Source organism: Paracoccus sp. MC1854, from assembly GCF_014164635.1.
Classification (GTDB): Bacteria; Pseudomonadota; Alphaproteobacteria; order Rhodobacterales; family Rhodobacteraceae; genus Paracoccus.
Map to the genome: position 1 here is coordinate 1 of NZ_JACJFU010000021.1, position 15,427 is coordinate 15,427.

Annotated in this window: 17 protein-coding genes and 1 pseudogene; 9 read left to right on the forward strand and 9 right to left on the reverse strand. The window is 70.4% G+C overall.

Features of this window, described 5'->3' with window-relative positions:
- The 4 genes from H5395_RS13550 to H5395_RS13565 all read left to right on the forward strand — a co-directional run.
- Positions 1 to 773 (forward strand): electron transfer flavoprotein subunit alpha/FixB family protein (locus tag H5395_RS13550; protein WP_182793110.1); only part of this gene is annotated, 773 nt, incomplete at its 5' end.
- A 130-nt stretch (positions 774 to 903) separates the two neighbouring features.
- Complete coding sequence (locus tag H5395_RS13555; protein WP_182793111.1) at positions 904 to 1,779, forward strand: 3-hydroxybutyryl-CoA dehydrogenase; 876 nt, start codon at positions 904 to 906, stop codon at positions 1,777 to 1,779.
- A 67-nt stretch (positions 1,780 to 1,846) separates the two neighbouring features.
- Positions 1,847 to 2,935 carry a type III polyketide synthase gene (locus H5395_RS13560; RefSeq protein ID WP_370576458.1) on the forward strand — a complete coding sequence of 363 codons (1,089 nt, stop codon included), beginning with the start codon at positions 1,847 to 1,849 and terminating at the stop codon, positions 2,933 to 2,935.
- Positions 2,928 to 3,425 (forward strand): isoprenylcysteine carboxyl methyltransferase family protein, encoded by a 498-nt coding sequence (locus H5395_RS13565; RefSeq protein WP_182793112.1) that lies wholly within the window; start codon positions 2,928 to 2,930, stop codon positions 3,423 to 3,425. Before H5395_RS13560 ends, H5395_RS13565 begins: the two co-directional genes overlap by 8 nt.
- On the opposite strand, the gene plsY is transcribed toward H5395_RS13565, so the two are convergent.
- From plsY to H5395_RS13585, 4 genes are all read right to left on the reverse strand, one after another.
- Entirely contained in the window at positions 3,413 to 4,009 is a 597-nt protein-coding gene (gene plsY, locus H5395_RS13570; RefSeq protein WP_182793113.1) for a glycerol-3-phosphate 1-O-acyltransferase PlsY, read from the reverse strand. The two genes, H5395_RS13565 and plsY, sit on opposite strands and share 13 nt — an antisense overlap.
- Positions 4,002 to 5,276, reverse strand: a complete 1,275-nt coding sequence (pyrC, locus tag H5395_RS13575; protein WP_182793114.1) for a dihydroorotase — start codon at positions 5,274 to 5,276, stop codon at positions 4,002 to 4,004. Before pyrC ends, plsY begins: the two co-directional genes overlap by 8 nt.
- 63 nt (positions 5,277 to 5,339) lie before the next feature.
- On the reverse strand, positions 5,340 to 6,308 hold the full coding sequence (locus tag H5395_RS13580) for an aspartate carbamoyltransferase catalytic subunit (RefSeq protein WP_182793115.1): 969 nt from the start codon (positions 6,306 to 6,308) through the stop codon (positions 5,340 to 5,342).
- A 134-nt stretch (positions 6,309 to 6,442) separates the two neighbouring features.
- A complete protein-coding gene (locus H5395_RS13585) occupies positions 6,443 to 7,051 on the reverse strand; it encodes a YqgE/AlgH family protein (protein WP_182793116.1) in 609 nt (202 codons plus the stop codon).
- Between the two features lie 113 nt (positions 7,052 to 7,164).
- Between H5395_RS13585 and H5395_RS13590 the strand changes: the two genes are divergently transcribed.
- Positions 7,165 to 7,947, forward strand: a complete 783-nt coding sequence (locus H5395_RS13590; RefSeq protein ID WP_182793117.1) for a protein-disulfide reductase DsbD domain-containing protein — start codon at positions 7,165 to 7,167, stop codon at positions 7,945 to 7,947.
- Here H5395_RS13590 and H5395_RS13595 read toward each other — a convergent pair.
- Both H5395_RS13595 and H5395_RS13600 read right to left on the reverse strand, forming a co-directional pair.
- Positions 7,926 to 8,759, reverse strand: coding sequence for a uracil-DNA glycosylase (locus H5395_RS13595; protein ID WP_182793118.1), 834 nt, complete (start codon positions 8,757 to 8,759; stop codon positions 7,926 to 7,928). The two genes, H5395_RS13590 and H5395_RS13595, sit on opposite strands and share 22 nt — an antisense overlap.
- Before the next feature lie 38 nt (positions 8,760 to 8,797).
- Positions 8,798 to 9,754 carry an L-threonylcarbamoyladenylate synthase gene (locus H5395_RS13600; protein WP_182793119.1) on the reverse strand — a complete coding sequence of 319 codons (957 nt, stop codon included), beginning with the start codon at positions 9,752 to 9,754 and terminating at the stop codon, positions 8,798 to 8,800.
- Positions 9,755 to 9,870: 116 nt separating this feature from the next.
- On the opposite strand from H5395_RS13600, the gene H5395_RS13605 reads away from it, so the two are divergent.
- The 4 genes from H5395_RS13605 (at position 9,871) to H5395_RS13620 (ending at position 13,558) form a co-directional block, all read left to right on the forward strand.
- Positions 9,871 to 11,562 carry an acyl-CoA dehydrogenase gene (locus H5395_RS13605; RefSeq protein ID WP_182793120.1) on the forward strand — a complete coding sequence of 564 codons (1,692 nt, stop codon included), beginning with the start codon at positions 9,871 to 9,873 and terminating at the stop codon, positions 11,560 to 11,562.
- On the forward strand, positions 11,559 to 12,608 hold the full coding sequence (locus tag H5395_RS13610; RefSeq protein WP_182793121.1) for an MBL fold metallo-hydrolase: 1,050 nt from the start codon (positions 11,559 to 11,561) through the stop codon (positions 12,606 to 12,608). The genes H5395_RS13605 and H5395_RS13610 overlap by 4 nt, the downstream gene beginning before the upstream one ends.
- A 64-nt stretch (positions 12,609 to 12,672) precedes the next feature.
- Positions 12,673 to 12,849 carry an aa3-type cytochrome c oxidase subunit IV gene (locus tag H5395_RS13615; protein WP_182793122.1) on the forward strand — a complete coding sequence of 59 codons (177 nt, stop codon included), beginning with the start codon at positions 12,673 to 12,675 and terminating at the stop codon, positions 12,847 to 12,849.
- A gap of 64 nt (positions 12,850 to 12,913) precedes the next feature.
- Positions 12,914 to 13,558 carry a hypothetical protein gene (locus tag H5395_RS13620; RefSeq protein ID WP_182793123.1) on the forward strand — a complete coding sequence of 215 codons (645 nt, stop codon included), beginning with the start codon at positions 12,914 to 12,916 and terminating at the stop codon, positions 13,556 to 13,558.
- A 165-nt stretch (positions 13,559 to 13,723) separates the two neighbouring features.
- Here H5395_RS13620 and H5395_RS13625 read toward each other — a convergent pair whose 3' ends face one another.
- The 3 genes and pseudogenes from H5395_RS13625 to H5395_RS13635 form a co-directional block, all read right to left on the reverse strand.
- Complete coding sequence (locus tag H5395_RS13625) at positions 13,724 to 14,053, reverse strand: AzlD domain-containing protein (protein WP_182793124.1); 330 nt, start codon at positions 14,051 to 14,053, stop codon at positions 13,724 to 13,726.
- Positions 14,053 to 14,805, reverse strand: coding sequence for an AzlC family ABC transporter permease (locus H5395_RS13630; protein WP_182793125.1), 753 nt, complete (start codon positions 14,803 to 14,805; stop codon positions 14,053 to 14,055). Before H5395_RS13630 ends, H5395_RS13625 begins: the two co-directional genes overlap by 1 nt.
- A gap of 70 nt (positions 14,806 to 14,875) precedes the next feature.
- A pseudogene (locus H5395_RS13635) lies at positions 14,876 to 15,427 on the reverse strand (hypothetical protein); the annotation flags it as partial.

The window sequence follows — 15,427 nt, forward strand, 5'->3', positions numbered from 1 at the left end:
CGGGCGTGGCGAAGGTGCTGGTGGCCGAGGGCGCGGCCTATGCCCACCGTCTGGCCGAGCCGATGGCGGCGCTGCTGGTCGGGCTTGCGCCGCAGTTCAGCCACATCGCCGCCCCGGGCACCACGGATGCCCGCAACGTCCTGCCGCGCGCGGCGGCGCTTCTGGACGTGATGGTGATCCCCGAGGTCAGCCGGATCGTGGACGCCGACACCTTCGAGCGCGGCGTCTACACCTCGGCCGCGATCCAGACGGTCAAGTCCTCGGACCCGATCAAGGTGCTGACGGTGCGCATCGCCAGCTTCGACGCGGCGGGCGAGGGTGGCTCGGCCCCGGTCGAGGCCGCCGCTGCCGCCGCCGATCCCGGCCTGTCCTCCTGGGTCGAGGACCGGGTGGCGGCCTCGGACCGCCCCGAGCTCACCTCGGCCAAGCGCATCGTCTCGGGCGGGCGGGCGATCGGGTCCAAGGAGAACTTCGCCCTGATCGAGGCCTTGGCCGACAAGCTGGGCGCGGCCGTGGGGGCAAGCCGGGCCGCGGTTGATTCGGGCTATGCCCCGAACGACTGGCAGGTGGGCCAGACCGGCAAGGTGGTGGCGCCCGAGCTTTACATCGCCGCCGGCATCTCGGGCGCGATCCAGCATCTTGCGGGCATGAAGGACAGCAAGGTCATCGTCGCCATCAACAAGGACGAGGAGGCCCCCATCTTCCAGGTCGCCGACTACGGACTGGTGGGAGACATCTTCACCGTGCTGCCGGAACTGACCGAGAAGATCTGATCCCTCAGTGATCCATCGAACCGCCCGGCTGCAACCGGGCGGTTCTTTCCTGTCCGGCGTTTTCGCATTGAACCGCCACCGCCTGCCGACCTATCGTCCCCCCGGAACCGGAAAGCGAAGGGAAACAGGCATGGCGGTGCAATCGGTGGGCGTGATCGGCGCCGGGCAGATGGGCAATGGCATCGCCCATGTCTTTGCGCTTTCGGGCTACGATGTGCTGATGACCGACATCTCGGCCGATGCGATGGCCAATGCGGTGGCCCTCATCGACAAGAACCTCGAACGGCAGGTCGGCCGCGGCAGGATCTCGGCCGAGGAGAAGGCTACCGCCATGGCCCGCATCCGCACCACGCCGAATATCGAGGAACTGGGCCAGACCGACCTGGTGATCGAGGCCGCCACCGAACGCGAGGACGTCAAGAACCGGATCTTCGAGCAGATCGTCCCGCATCTGAAGCCCGAGACGATCCTGACCTCGAACACCTCGTCGATCTCGATCACCCGGCTGGCGTCCCGCACCGACCGGCCGGAACGCTTCATGGGCTTTCATTTCATGAACCCCGTTCCGGTGATGCAGCTGGTCGAACTGATCCGCGGCATCGCCACCGACGAACCGACCTATCGCACGCTCTGCGCGGTGGTCGAAAAGCTGGGCAAGATCCCCGCCAGCGCCGAGGATTTCCCCGCCTTCATCGTCAACCGCATCCTCGTGCCCATGATCAACGAGGCGGTCTATGTGCTATACGAAGGCGTCGGCAACGTCCGCTCGATCGACCAGTCGCTGAAGCTGGGCGCGAATCACCCGATGGGCCCGCTGGAGCTTGCGGACTTCATCGGGCTGGATACCTGCCTTGCGATCATGAACGTGCTGCATGACGGGCTGGCGGACACGAAATACCGCCCCTGCCCGCTGCTGGTGAAATATGTCGAGGCCGGATGGCTTGGCCGCAAGACCCGGCGCGGCTTCTACGACTATCGCGGCGAGGAGCCGGTCCCGACCCGTTGACGGGTGATTGACGGAGGGATGCGTGCGGGCGCAGTCTGCACTGCGCCCAACACGAAAGGACGAACCCGTGACCGCTCCGTGGACTGACCACCGGCTGGCCGCGGGTGGAACCGAGAACGAGGTGGGGTTGCTTGGACTGGCGACGGCCCTGCCACCCCACGTCCTGCCGCAAGCCGAGGTCATCGCCCGCGCCCGCGAGCTGTTGGCCCCGCGCTATCCGCAGTTCGAGCGGATCGTCTCGGCCTTCGAGAATGCCGGCATCGACAAGCGCCATTCGGTCGTGCCCTTCGACTGGTTCGGCCGACCGCATGGCTGGAAGGCGCGCAACGACGCCTATCTTGCCGGGGCGGCCGACCTGTTCCGCGAGGTCGCTGGCCGGGCGCTGGCCGCGGCCGGTCTGCGGTCGGACCAGATCGACGGCATCGTCACCATCTCCTCGACCGGGGTCGCCACCCCGACGCTGGAAGCTGTCGTGGCGCGGCAGATGGGCTTTCGCGCCGACGTGATGCGGGTGCCGGTCTTCGGGCTGGGCTGCGCGGGGGGCGTCTCGGGGCTGTCCATCGCGCGGGACCTGGCGGCGGCCCGTCCCGGATCGCGGGTGCTGCTGGTCGCGGTGGAAACCTGCACGCTGCTGTTCCGCATGGACCGGATGGACAAGGCCGACATCATCGCCACGGCGCTTTTCGGGGATGGGGCGGCCGCGGCGGTCCTGGGCTCCGGCCCCGCAGCCGGTTCCGCGCCGCGCCTCGGGCGCGGGGTGCAGCACATGTGGCCCGACACCCTCGACATTATGGGCTGGAACGTGGACGACACGGGGCTGGGCGTGATCTTCGACCGCTCGATTCCCGGTTTCGCCACCGATCAGCTTGGCGCGGCCTTCGCCGCGATGCGTCCCGCCCTCGGGCCTGCGCCTGTCAGCCGGCTCGTCTGTCATCCCGGTGGGGCCAAGGTCGTCACCGCCATCGAGACGGCGCTGGACCTGCCCGAGGGCACGCTGGATCTGGAACGCGAGGTGCTGCGCGACGCCGGCAACATGTCCGCGCCCACGGTGCTGTTCGTGCTGGAACGGATGCTGGCGCGACAGCCGCAGGGACGGCTGCTGCTGTCGGCGCTGGGTCCGGGCTTCACCCTGTCGATGCTGCCGCTGGATGTCTGAAGCAGTCTGGCCCTCGGTCCTGTTCATCGGCTTTCTGATCGCCCAGCGGCTGGCGGAACTCGCCCTCGCCCGCCGCAACACCGCCCGCCTGCTGGCGCGCGGCGCCGTCGAGCATGGGGCGGCGCATTACCCGCTGATCGTCGCCCTGCACGCCGGCTGGCTCGTCGCCATTGCGCTGCTGGGCTGGGGAGAGCCGTTGCGGCCGTTCTGGCTGGCGATCTTCGTGCTGCTGCAGGGGCTGCGGCTGTGGATACTCGGCACCCTGGGCCCGCGTTGGACCACCCGCATCATCGTGCTGGACGAACCGCTGGTCCGGCGTGGCCCGTTCCGTGTCCTGCGCCACCCGAACTACACGCTGGTGGTGGCCGAGATCGCGGTGGCGCCGCTGGTGCTTGGCCTCGGCTGGGTGGCGCTGGTGTTCTCGGTCCTCAATGCGGCTGTGCTGACGATCCGCATCCGGGCGGAAAACGCCGCGATTTACCCGCGCTGACCGATCCGGGGCTCGGTCCCCGCCAGCAGCCGGGCGATGTTGGTCCGGTGCTTGAGGAAGATCAGCACCGCCATGAACAGCGCCGTCAGCGCAAGTCCCTGCGCGCCGAGAACCAGCGCGAGGATCGGTGCCCCCGCCGCCGCGACCAGCGCCGACAGCGACGAGATGCGGGTAATCGCCGCCGTCGCCAGCCACAGCCCGCAAGCTATCAGCCCGATGGGCCAGTGAAGCGCGATGGTGGTGCCGAGGAAGGTCGCAACCCCCTTGCCGCCCCTGAAGCCCAGAAAGACGGAAAACAGATGGCCCAGAAAGGCGGTGGCACCCGCGACCAGCGCCGCGTCTTCGCCGCCCAGCCAGCGGGCAACCAGCACCGCGACCGCGCCTTTGCCGCTGTCCAGAAGCAGGGTCGCCAGCGCCGCGCCCTTGTTCCCCGTCCGCAGCACATTGGTCGCGCCGATGTTGCCAGACCCGATCTTGCGCAGATCGCCGAGGCCAAGCGCCCGCGTGATGAGGACGCCGAAGGGCACCGATCCCAGCAGATAGCCCAGCACCGCGGCAAGGATCATCGCCGACGGCTCAATCATCCTCGCCCCCGAAGACGCGCTTTCCGCCGACCCATGTTCCCAGCACACGCCCTTCCATTCGCGTGCCGTCGAAAGGCGTGTTCTTCGACTTGGACCGCAACGCGAAGCGGTCAAGCACGAAGGGCGCATCGGGATCGAACAGCACCAGGTCGGCGGCCGCCCCGATGGCGAGCCGCCCGCCGTCCAGCCCCAGCCGACGCGCCGGGTTCAGCGACATTGCCCGCCACAGTTGTGCCAACCCCACGCCGCCCCCATGATAAAGCCGCATGGCCGCGGGCAGCAGCGTTTCCAGCCCCACCGCGCCGGGGGCCGCAACCTCGAAGGGCAGGCGCTTGGCCTCCTCGTCCTGCGGCGTGTGGAAAGACCCGATCACGTCGATGCGCCCCTCGGCCACCGCCTCGACCAGCGCCAGCCGGTCGTCCTCGGACCGAAGCGGAGGCGTCAGCCGGAAAAAGGTGCGGTAATCCCCCACGTCGAACTCGTTCAGCGTGAGATGGTGGATCGAGGTCCCCGCCGTCACGTCCAGCCCCGCCGCCCGCGCCCGGTCCAGCACCACAAGCGCCGCCGCCGTGGTGATCTGGTCGGCGTGCCAGCGCACCCCCGTCGCCTCGACCAAGGCAAGATCCCGCTCCAGCCCCATCCGCTCGGCCAGCGGCGTGACCGAGGGCAGCCCGTAAAGCGAGGCGAACTTGCCACTGGTCGCCGCCGCCCCCTGCGACAGCCCCGCATCCTGCGGATGCCCCACAATCAGCGCGCCCAGGCCCCGCGCATAGGTCATGCAGCGCGACAGCAGACGGGTGTTTTTCACCACCCGCACCCCGTCGGTGAAGGCCACCGCACCCGCATCCTGCAGGAACCCCATCTCGACCATCTCGGCGCCCATCCGCCCGCGCGTCAGCGCCGCCTGATGGCGAATGCGAACCGGCTGTTCCGAGGCGCGACGGGTCACGAATTCCAGCGATTCCGGCGCGTCGATGGGCGGCAGGGTATCGGGCCGGGCGACGATGGTCGTGACCCCCCCCGCCGCCGCTGCCAGCGCGGCCGAGCGCATCGATTCCTTGTGCCGCTCGCCCGGCTCGCCGATCTTGACGCCCCAGTCCACGATCCCCGGCGCAAGGCAGCGCCCTGCACAATCCACAATGCGCGCCCCTTCCGGCGCGTCGTCGTCCACGGAAACGATCAACCCGTCCTGAACGGTCAGGCTGCCGGGCTCGTCCGTCAGCGCCTCGGGGTCGATCAGGCGGGCGTTCTGGAAATGCAGGATCATGACAGCGCCCGGAGTTCTTCCTGATGAAGATACCCATGCGACCGCGACGAAAGGACCGAGGCTTCAGACATAGGTCCCCTCCCCCGCCGCCCTGGCCCCGCGCTCGGCGCGGAGGTTCCGCGCCAGCAGGTCCATCGCGGCCATGCGGACGGCCACGCCCATTTCCACCTGATCCTGGATCACGCTGCGGTTGATGTCGTCGGCGAGGGTGCCGTCGATCTCGACCCCACGGTTCATCGGGCCGGGATGCATCACGATGGCGTCGGGCTTGGCCAGCGCCAGCTTTGCCGCATCCAGGCCCCACCGGTGGAAATATTCACGCTCGGACGGGATGAAGCCGCCGTCCATCCGCTCCTTCTGCAGCCGCAGCATCATCACCACGTCAGCATCCTTCAGTCCCTCGGCCATGTCCTCGCAGACCTCGCAGCCAAGCTCGCCCACGCCCGAGGGCATCAGCGTCGCCGGACCCACCAGCCGCACGCGGTTCTCCATCTTGCCCAGCAGGATGAGGTTGGACCGGGCCACGCGGGAATGGGCGATGTCGCCGCAGATGGCGACGGTCAGCCGGTGCAGCCGCCCCTTGGCGCGGCGGATCGTCAGCGCGTCCAGCAGCGCCTGCGTCGGATGCTCGTGCCGCCCGTCGCCGGCGTTCAGGACGGCGCAGTTCACCTTTTCGGCCAAAAGGTTCACCGCGCCGGAATGGGGATGGCGCACCACCAGCAGGTCGGGCTGCATCGCGTTCAGCGTCAGCGCCGTGTCGATCAGCGTCTCGCCCTTCTTCACGCTGCTTTGTGCCACGGCCATGTTCATCACGTCCGCGCCCAGCCGCTTGCCGGCGAGTTCAAAGCTCGACTGTGTGCGGGTCGAGGCCTCGAAGAACAGGTTGATCTGGGTCAGCCCTTCCAGCGCGTCGCCGTGCTTCACCGTGCGCCGGTTCAGTGCGACATAGGTCTCGGCCAGATCCAGCAGGGTCGTGATCTCGGCGGGCGAAAGCTGTTCGACACCAAGCAGGTGGCGGGCGCGGAACGTCATGGCGGGCCTCCGGGGTCGCAGGTGCGGCCTCTATCGCAAACCGGCGCGGACCGGGCAAGCCGCGGGCATCTTTCCGCACCAAATACCCCGTGCCCCCCCAAGACGGCGGGGGCAGCCCCCGGCCCTGCGGCCGGTCAGGCGTGCCCGGCCGCCGTGGACAGGGCCAGCGGATCGACGCCCAGCGACCTCAGCGCGGCCTGCCATTTCTGGGCGTTGTCGGTGCCGAAGATCAGCTCGTCGCCGGCCTCGGCGGTCAGCCAGCCGTTCGCCATCATCTCGGTTTCCAACTGGCCCGCATCCCAGCCCGCATATCCCAAGGACAGCACCGCCCGGTCGGGCCCCTTCCCCCGGGCGATGTCCTCGAGGATGTTGCGCGTCGTCGTCAGCCCCAGGCGCAGCCCGCCGATCCGCAGCATCCCCTCGTCCTCGGTGTCATCCTCGGGCAGAGGATGCAGGACAAAGCCGCGGCCGGGTTCGACCGGGCCGCCGAAATGGACGGGAACCGCCGGGGCGCCCCCCCTGGAGTCGATGCCGAGCTGCCCCAGCAGGTCGGAGAAGCCGATGCCGGGCAGGGGCTTGTTCAGCACGATGCCCATGGCGCCTTCGTCGCCGTGGGCGCAGATCAGCACCACGGAATGGGCAAAGCGCGGATCGGCCATGCCCGGCATGGCGATCAGCACCTTGCCGGTCAGGTTGTCGGGCCGGTGTCCCCGGGGATCTGCGGAATCATCGGAACGGGTCATGGGTCTTCCTTTCGGATGAAACATCGGCATCCCCCGGCCCTCGCGCAAGATTGCACGGCACCGTGGCGCAGATGTGACTTCCACCCCGCCCCCTGCCGGCCTAGGTCGGTTCCATGACGCGCCTTGCCCTGCCTCTTGCCGCCTTTCTCGCCCTCGGCCCCGCATGGGCAGGCGACCTGCCGCCGGGATTGGCGCGGGCCGAGCTGCTGCCCCCCTACATCACCGAGGCCGGCAGCCTGATGACCGCCCTGCGGCTGGAGCTTTTGCCGGGGTGGAAGACCTACTGGCGCAGCCCGGGCGACAGCGGGGTGCCGCCGCAGTTCGACTGGACAGCCGCGACGAACCTCGGCCACGCCGCGCCGCACTGGCCGCGCCCCGAGGTGATCGATTCGGGCGGAGAGCGGACGCTCGGCTATCACGGTGCGCTGGTGCTGCCGATCGAGATCACGCCCGCCGCGCCGGGACAGCCGGTCGGCGGAAAGGTCGCGGTCGAACTGGGCCTCTGCCTCAACGTCTGCGTGCCCGCGCATCTGTCGATGGCGATTCCCCCCGTCACCCCCTTGCCGGACCCCCGCATCATCGCGGCGCTGGCGCAGGTGCCCGAGACGGTCGAGGCGGCGTTGAACTGCAGCATGACCGAGATCGCGGACGGGGTGCAGGTCGCGGCCTCGGTCGAAGGCACGGCCGGCGCGGGCACCGCCGCCGCGCTGGAGCTTGCCGCGCCCGAGGTCTGGGTGTCGGCCCCCGACCTGACGGCGGAAGACGGGCGGCTGACGGCGGTCGCGGATTTCGTGCCGCCGGTCGCCCGCCCCTTTCCGCTGGACCCCGCGCAGGTGCGGCTGACGCTGATCGGCCCCGAGGGCGCAGTCGAATATCAGGGCTGCGACCCGGCCTGAAGCCGGGCGGACAGCGACAGCAGGTCCGCCCAGGCATCGCGCTTGGCGATGGGGTTGCGCAGCAGATAGGCGGGATGCGTCATCGGCAGGGCGGGCCGGCCGAAGGCTTCCGTCCAATGCCCCCGCAGCCGCAGGATGCCGTCCCGGCCCAGCGCCGCCTTGCAGGCCGCGTTGCCCATCAGCACAAGGAAATCCGGCGCCGCCAGTTCGACATGGCGGGCGACGAAGGGCAGCATCGCGTCGATCTCGGCCTCTTCGGGGCGGCGATTGCCGGGGGGCCGCCATGGCAGGACATTGGTGATGTAAAGCGCGCGTTCCGCATCCGCCGCCTGCCGCGACAGGCCGATCGCGTCGAACATCCGGTCGAGCAACTGCCCCGAACGTCCCACGAAGGGGCGGCCCTGCCGGTCTTCCTCCTCGCCCGGCGCTTCGCCGAGGATCATCACCCGCGCGGAAGGGTTGCCGTCCGAGAAGACGAAGTTGCGGGCGCCCCGGCGGATGTCCAGCCCCTCGAAGCCGCCCTGGATCTCGGACAATTCGGCCAGCGTCCGGGCGCGGGCGGCCATCGCCGCTGCCTGTCCGGCCTGAGCGGCGGCGGGTTCAAGGCCCGGCAGCGCGCCCGTCCCCTGACCCGAGGTCATCGGCGCGGCAGGCTCGGGCCGCGCCACCGGCGGCCGGACCGGTTCGGCATAGCGGTCCACCGGCGCGTCGAGGATCGGCTCGTCCACGCCCATCTCGCGCTGCCATTCCAGCAGCACCAGCGCGGTTTCCGCGTCGAGGGTCGTCCCCCTCCATGTCGGGTTGGCGGTCATGGGGCGAAGCTACGCGCCCGGCCGCATCCGGGCAACCGTCACCGCGGCGCCGCGGCGCGGGCCAGCCGGTCATTGATGGCCAGCCCCAGCCCCTTTGCAGGGATGGGCGCCACGGCGATGGGGCGGCCCCGCCGGTCGGCGGCGCGCAGGGCGTCGAACAGCCGCGCCGCGGCCTCGGTCAGATCGCCCGTGGCCGACAGCGTCAGGTCGCCCGCGATGGGGCCGAAGCCGATCAGCGTCTCGTCCTCGCGCCTCTCGGTCGCGCCCAGCCGGACGCTCGCTGCAGGGGCGTAGTGGCTGGACAGCTGCCCCGGCGCGTCGGGGGCGGAAAGCTCCGCGCCGTGCGCCAGCGGATAGCCCAGCGCGGCCTCGATGGCCTCGGCCGGAACCCCGCCGGGGCGCAGCAGGGTGGCCGCGCCGTCGCGCCAGCCTACGATGGTCGATTCGACCCCGACCGGGCAGGCGCCCCCGTCCACCACCGCCGCGATCCGGCCCGAAAGCCCGCCGTCGGGATCAAGCACATGCGCCGCCGCCGTTGGGCTGATCCGGCCCGAGCGGTTGGCCGAGGGAATCGCCAGCGGCCCGCCGAAAGCCGCCAGCACCGCATGGCCGACAGGATGCGAAGGCACCCGCAGACCCACTGTTTCCAGCCCGGCCGTCACGATCCCGGGGATGCCTGCCTCGAGGCTCAGCGGCACCACCAGCGTGAGTGGACCGGGCCAGAAGGCCCGCGCCAGCCGCAGCGCCTCGTCATCGAAGGCGCCGATCTCAAGGGCGGCTCCGGCATCGGCCGTGTGAACGATCAGCGGGTTGAAGGATGGCCGCCCCTTGGCCTCGTAGATGCGCGCGACCGCCTGGCCGTTCCGGGCGTCGGCGGCCAGCCCGTAGACCGTCTCGGTCGGCAGCGCGACGGTTTCCCCCGCAGCCAGCAGCCGGGCCGCATGGGCGATGCCCTGGGGGTCGGGACGCAAGGTCAGGGTGGGACGGCCGGTCATCGCGCCTCGTTGCGGGTTGCGGTCGGCCGGACGACGGCTAGGGTTGCGGCAACGGTTCAGATACGCGCGCCGGGCTGGAATGCAACGGCCCTCGCGCGGCAGGGGGAAACAGTTTCATGGCCTATCGCGCACCCGTCAGTGACATCGCCTTTATCCTTGAATCCGTGGTGCCGCTGGCCCCCGTCGCCGCGACCGAGCGCTTTGCCGAGGCGACCCCCGACACCGTCGCCGCGATCCTGGGCGAAGCCGGGCGCATGGCATCCGAGGTGCTGGCGCCCCTGAACCGCAGCGGCGACCTGACGCCCGCGCGGCTGGAAAACGGCGCGGTGCGGACCTCGCCCGGCTTTGATGCAGGGATGGCGGCCATCGCCGAGGGCGGCTGGATCGGGCTGTCGGCCGACCCTGAATACGGCGGCGCGGGCCTGCCGCAGACGCTGAACGTCGCCGTGGGCGAGATGATGGCGGGCGCAAACCTTGCGCTGCAACTGAACCCGCTGCTGACGCAGGGCCAGATCGAGGCGCTGCAGCACCACGCCAGCGACGGGATCAGGGCGCTGTATCTGCCCAAGCTGATCTCGGGCGAATGGAACGGCACCATGAACCTGACCGAGCCGCAGGCGGGGTCCGACGTGGGCGCCCTTTCCACGCGGGCCGAACCCGACGGGGACGGCAGCTACCGCATCACCGGGCAGAAGATCTTCATCACCTGGGGCGACAGCGACGTGAACGCGAACACCTGCCACCTCGTGCTGGCCCGCCTGCCCGATGGCGGCAAGGGCACGCGGGGGATCAGCCTGTTCATGGTGCCCAAGCACATCCCCGACGACAGCGGCAGGCTGGGCGTGGCCAACAGCCTCAAGGTCGTGTCGCTGGAACACAAGATGGGCATCCACGGCTCTCCCACCTGCGTGATGAGCTTCGAGGGCGCCAAGGGCTGGCTCGTGGGCGAGGAACACAAGGGCATGGCCGCGATGTTCACGATGATGAACGCGGCACGGCTGGCCGTTGGGATGCAGGGCGTTGCGGTGGGGGAAGCCGCGCTGCAGCACGCCTCGGGTTATGCGGCGGACCGCGGGCAGATGGGGCCGATCATCGGCCACCCGGACGTGCGCCGGATGCTGGCCACCGCGCGGGCCGAGGTCTTCGCCGCCCGCGCCATCGGCCTTGCCTGCGCGCAGGCGCTGGACATGGCGGCGGCAATGCAGGATGCCGATCACGCGTCCCGCGCGGCGTTCCTGACGCCCATCGCCAAGGCTTACGGCACCGATGTGGGCTGCCGCGTGGCCGACATGGGCGTGCAGGTCCATGGCGGCATGGGCTATGTCGAGGAAACCGGCGCCGCCCAGTATCTGCGCGACGTCCGCATCACCCCCATCTACGAAGGCACCAACGGCATCCAGGCCATCGACCTCGTGCTGCGGAAGATGATGGACGGCGGCGAGGCCGCCTTCCGCCTGATCGACGAGGTGCTGGACGGCGCCAAGGACGCGCAGACGGAACTGCCCGATCTCGCCCGTGCCCTGTGGGATGCCGCCGAGACGCTGCGCGACGCCACGACCGCGCTGATCGAATTGGGTCAGGCCGACCGACTGGCGGGGGCGATGCCCTATCTCAATGCCTTCGCCCGGGTGCTGGGCGCGCATTTCCACCTGATCGCCGCGCTCAAGGGCGATGAATCACGCAAGATCCTGGCGCGCATCTTCATCACCCGCGTCCTGCCCCGGAACGCGGGCGACCTGGCCGAGGCGCGGGCGGGCATCGCCGACCTGCAGGCCATCCCCGACGCCGCCTTCGCCGGCACCGCATGACGGCCGCACCCCGGCCGACGGACGGCATCCGCCACCCCTGGCCCGAGCCGCCGGCAGAAGGCGAGGCAATCGAGGTCGCGCCGGGCGTGTTCTGGATGCGGCTGCCGCTGCCGATGCGGCTCGATCACGTCAACGCCTATGCGCTGGCCGATGCCGACGGCTGGACGATCGTGGACACTGGGTTCGACACCAAACGCGCCCGCGCCATCTGGCAGACGCTGCTTGCCGGGCCGCTGGCGGGCGCGCCGGTGGCGCGGGTGCTGGCCACGCATCAGCACCCCGACCACATCGGGCTGGCCGGCTGGTTCATGGACCAGGGGGCGGAGTTGCTGACCAGCCGGACGGCCTGGCTGTTCGCGCGGATGCTGTCGCTCGACGTGCAGGAAAGCCCGGTGCCGCAGCAGGTGGAGTTCTGGCGCCGCGCCGGCATGGACGAGGCGCGGCTGGACCAGCGGATGCGGGAACGTCCGTGGAACACCGCCGATGTCGTCCACCCGCTGCCCTTGGGCTATCGCCGGCTGCGGGACGGCCAGCGCCTGCGGCTGGGCGGGCGCGACTGGGCGGTGCTGACCGGCGAGGGCCATGCGGCCGAGCATCTGACGCTCTGGTCGGACAGCGACGATCTGGTGATCGGCGGCGACCAGCTTCTGCCCGGCATCTCGCCCAACCTCGGGGTTTACGCGACCGAACCGGGGGCCGATCCGGTCGGCGACTGGCTGGACAGTTGCGCCCGTTTCGCAGGACTGGCCGAGCCGCGCCACCTTGTCCTGCCCGGCCACAAGCTGCCCTTCACCGGCCTGCCGCAGCGGTTGCAGCAACTGGCGGAAAACCACGAATCGGCCCTCCGCCGGCTGGCCGCCGCCCTGGCCCAAGGTCCGCGCACGGCGGCGGGCTGCTTCGACCTGCTGTTCGGCCGCCGGATCGGCGACAGCGAATACGGGCTGGCGCTGGCCGAGGCGGTCGCTCACCTGAACGCGCTTCAGGCCCGCGGCGTGGCGTGGCCGGTCGGCACCGACGCGCTGGGCGGGGTGTTGTGGAGGGCGTGACAGCGCCTGCGCTTTGAGCTAGCGATACGCCGACACGCCGCGACCAGGGAAGAACGGAAGACAGATGGCCACGACGCATTCGCAGAACTCCGCCGACCGCCACGCCGAGGGTCATCACACCCACGGCACCATGGAAATCGCCACCCAGGAGCGGACCTTCAACGGCTTCATCCGCCTTGCCACCTGGAGCGCGGTCGCCGTCATCGCGATCCTGATCTTCCTGGCGCTTTCCAACGCCTGAAAACCGCCATTCGCCGACCGCCCGACGAAGGCGGCGGCTTCGGGGGACCGAGATGATGATGCCGATGCACAGGCGCTCTTTCCTGGCGCTGTCCGCGACGGCCGCGCTGGCGGCCTGCGCCGAGCCACGCTGGGCCGAGGACGACACCCTGCGCCGCGCCCGCTTCGTGTCGGGCGAGCCGCCCTCGGTCACGCTGTTCACAATCATCGGCATCCCGCGCGGCGAGGGCGGCCATTCCGCCCTGATGATCAACGGCAGCCAGCGGGTCATCTACGACCCCGCAGGAAGCTGGGAACACCCGCAGATCCCCGAACGCAACGACGTGCTTTACGGGATCACCGACAACTTCAAGCGCTTCTACATCGACTACCACGCGCGCGAGACCTACTGGGTCGCCGAGGACACCGTCTTCGTCCGCCCCGAGGTGGCCGAGGCCGCCATCCGCGCGGTCGAGGCGCAGGGGGCCTCGCCGAAAAGCTACTGCGCGGTGAACAGCGGGCAGGCGCTGCGCAACGTGCCGGGCTTCGAGGGCGCGCCCACCGGCTTCAGCCCGCTGAAGCTGCGCGAATGGTTCCTGACCCTGCCGGGGGTGCAGTCGAAACGGCACCAGGACGGCGATCCGGCCAACAACCACGACGTCCTGCTGCGGCAGAAGGATGGCTCGGTCGAGGGCTACCGGGGGGGGCAACTGGTGCGGACGGCACGGTAAGAATGGGCGCGCTGCCCCCGCCTTCGGGCCATTGCCGTGGCCTTCCTCGCCGGGAATAGTCCATTGGACCATGCGGCGGGAAAACAGCCTTGGGGGTTGTTTTCTGATCGCCTCCTCTCCCGGACGCTCGGACGTCCCCGGGATGCGTGAGGCCGGAAGACGACTTCAGGCGAGCCAGGTGCCGAAGCCCAGCACCGCGCCGCCGGCGATGATCGCCCAGAGCGTGTTGCGGGTGAGAAGGCCCAGCGCCACCGTCGCCCCTGCGGCCGCAAGGCGCACCGGGTCGGGCTGGCCGCCGGTGGCGGCGGGCCATAGCACCAGCGGCGCGACCATCGCGGGCAGGACGGACACCGCCGTATAGCGCAGAATGCGCTGCGCCCATTCCGGCACCGGGCGGTCGCCGACGACGCCCAGGAAGGACCAGCGCAGCAGGAAGGTGCCGATCCCCAGCGCCACGATCACCAGCCAGATGGTGGCGTCGGAATAGCCCTGCATCAGGTTTCCCTCCGGCGGACCTGCCATGTCTCGACCGCCGCGCCCGCGGCCATGCCCAGCGCGCCCGCGACCAGCACGCCCGTGCCCGAGGGCAGGCCCGACAGGGCCAGCGCCGACAGGACCGCGACCAGCGCCGCCGCGACATGGGCGAGCGTGCGCAGCATCGGCGCGATCATCGCAAGGAAGGTGATCGGCACCGCGAAATCCAGCGGCCAGTCGGCCGGGATCATCTGCCCCGCCGAGGCGCCCACATAGGTGAACAGCATCCAGGGCAGGCAGAGGACCGGCGAGGCGCCGAAAACATAGGCGACGCGCTCGGCCACGGTCAGTTCGGGGCGTCGCTCGAACTGCTGGATCGCCATGCCGTAGGTCTGGTCCACCAGCACATAGGCGATCACCGCCCGCTGCCAGCCGGCCGCGCGGCCGATCCAGGGCGTCAGCGAGGCCGAATACATCGCCATCCTGAGGTTGATCGCCAGCGACGAGGCCAGCACGATCAGCACCGGCGCCTGGTCGGACATGAGTTGCACGGCGCTGAACTGCGACGCCCCCGCCAGCACCACGATCGAGAAGCCCACAGTCTGCACGATGTCGAGGCCCGCGGCGGTCGCGACCACCCCGAACAGGATCGAGAAGGGCACCAGCACCAGCAGGAAGGGCAGCGCCTGCAGGAAGCCCGCGCGGGCCGCCCGCGTCACCGAAGGGGCGGGCGCGTCGCCATCTGCCGCCGCGGGCTGAACTGTCTGCGTCATGAAAGGAAACCCGCCTGTCCTGCGGCGGCCAGCTTTAGCGCCGGTATCGGCCGGCGCAAGGCCGCGGGGATCAGCCGAACCTGCCCGTCACCTGTGCCAGCAGCCCGAAAGCCCGGCCCGAGCGGGTGACGGCCAGCGCTTCCAGCCCGACATCTTCCAGCTCGGCCGCGACCCGTGCCATGGCCTTGTCATACTGGCGGATGAAATGCTGGGCAGCGTCACGGAACACCTCGTCCCCCTGCATCAGCCCGGCGGTGATCTCGACGACCTCGTCATCGCCGCTTGCCAGCGCGGCAAGCGCCGGACCCCGCTCGCCATCCATCAGGCGCCGCCACAGCCCGGCCGAGGCGGCAGGGCCGGGCAGGTCGTCGGTGTAGACCCCGTGCTGCGCAAGCAGCGTCACCACGTCCTGCGCGGCGCGGATGATGCGGGCGGCTTCGGGATCGGCCAGCGCCGCGCGCAGGGCCGCGATGGCCTCGTGATCGTCGGGCCCGTCGGGAAAGTTCAGCGCCGTGACCAGATCGACCGGGGACACCCGCACCGGCGGGGCGGGCCGGGGCGGCTCGGGGCGGGCCGCGGCGGCGGGCGCCCGTGCCGCGGCCGCCGGCCGGGCCGCGACGGG

Coding starts and splice junctions, on each gene's coding strand:
- pyrC (WP_182793114.1), bottom strand. CDS start 5,276: ATGATCCTGCATTTCCAGAACGCCCGCCTGATCGACCCCGAGGCGCTG.
- H5395_RS13585 (WP_182793116.1), bottom strand. CDS start 7,051: ATGACCCGTTCCGATGATTCCGCAGATCCCCGGGGACACCGGCCCGAC.
- H5395_RS13615 (WP_182793122.1), top strand. CDS start 12,673: ATGGCCACGACGCATTCGCAGAACTCCGCCGACCGCCACGCCGAGGGT.
- H5395_RS13555 (WP_182793111.1), top strand. CDS start 904: ATGGCGGTGCAATCGGTGGGCGTGATCGGCGCCGGGCAGATGGGCAAT.
- plsY (WP_182793113.1), bottom strand. CDS start 4,009: ATGATTGAGCCGTCGGCGATGATCCTTGCCGCGGTGCTGGGCTATCTG.
- H5395_RS13630 (WP_182793125.1), bottom strand. CDS start 14,805: ATGACGCAGACAGTTCAGCCCGCGGCGGCAGATGGCGACGCGCCCGCC.
- H5395_RS13610 (WP_182793121.1), top strand. CDS start 11,559: ATGACGGCCGCACCCCGGCCGACGGACGGCATCCGCCACCCCTGGCCC.
- H5395_RS13605 (WP_182793120.1), top strand. CDS start 9,871: ATGGCCTATCGCGCACCCGTCAGTGACATCGCCTTTATCCTTGAATCC.
- H5395_RS13600 (WP_182793119.1), bottom strand. CDS start 9,754: ATGACCGGCCGTCCCACCCTGACCTTGCGTCCCGACCCCCAGGGCATC.
- H5395_RS13580 (WP_182793115.1), bottom strand. CDS start 6,308: ATGACGTTCCGCGCCCGCCACCTGCTTGGTGTCGAACAGCTTTCGCCC.
- H5395_RS13620 (WP_182793123.1), top strand. CDS start 12,914: ATGCACAGGCGCTCTTTCCTGGCGCTGTCCGCGACGGCCGCGCTGGCG.
- H5395_RS13625 (WP_182793124.1), bottom strand. CDS start 14,053: ATGCAGGGCTATTCCGACGCCACCATCTGGCTGGTGATCGTGGCGCTG.
- H5395_RS13595 (WP_182793118.1), bottom strand. CDS start 8,759: ATGACCGCCAACCCGACATGGAGGGGGACGACCCTCGACGCGGAAACC.
- H5395_RS13590 (WP_182793117.1), top strand. CDS start 7,165: ATGACGCGCCTTGCCCTGCCTCTTGCCGCCTTTCTCGCCCTCGGCCCC.
- H5395_RS13565 (WP_182793112.1), top strand. CDS start 2,928: ATGTCTGAAGCAGTCTGGCCCTCGGTCCTGTTCATCGGCTTTCTGATC.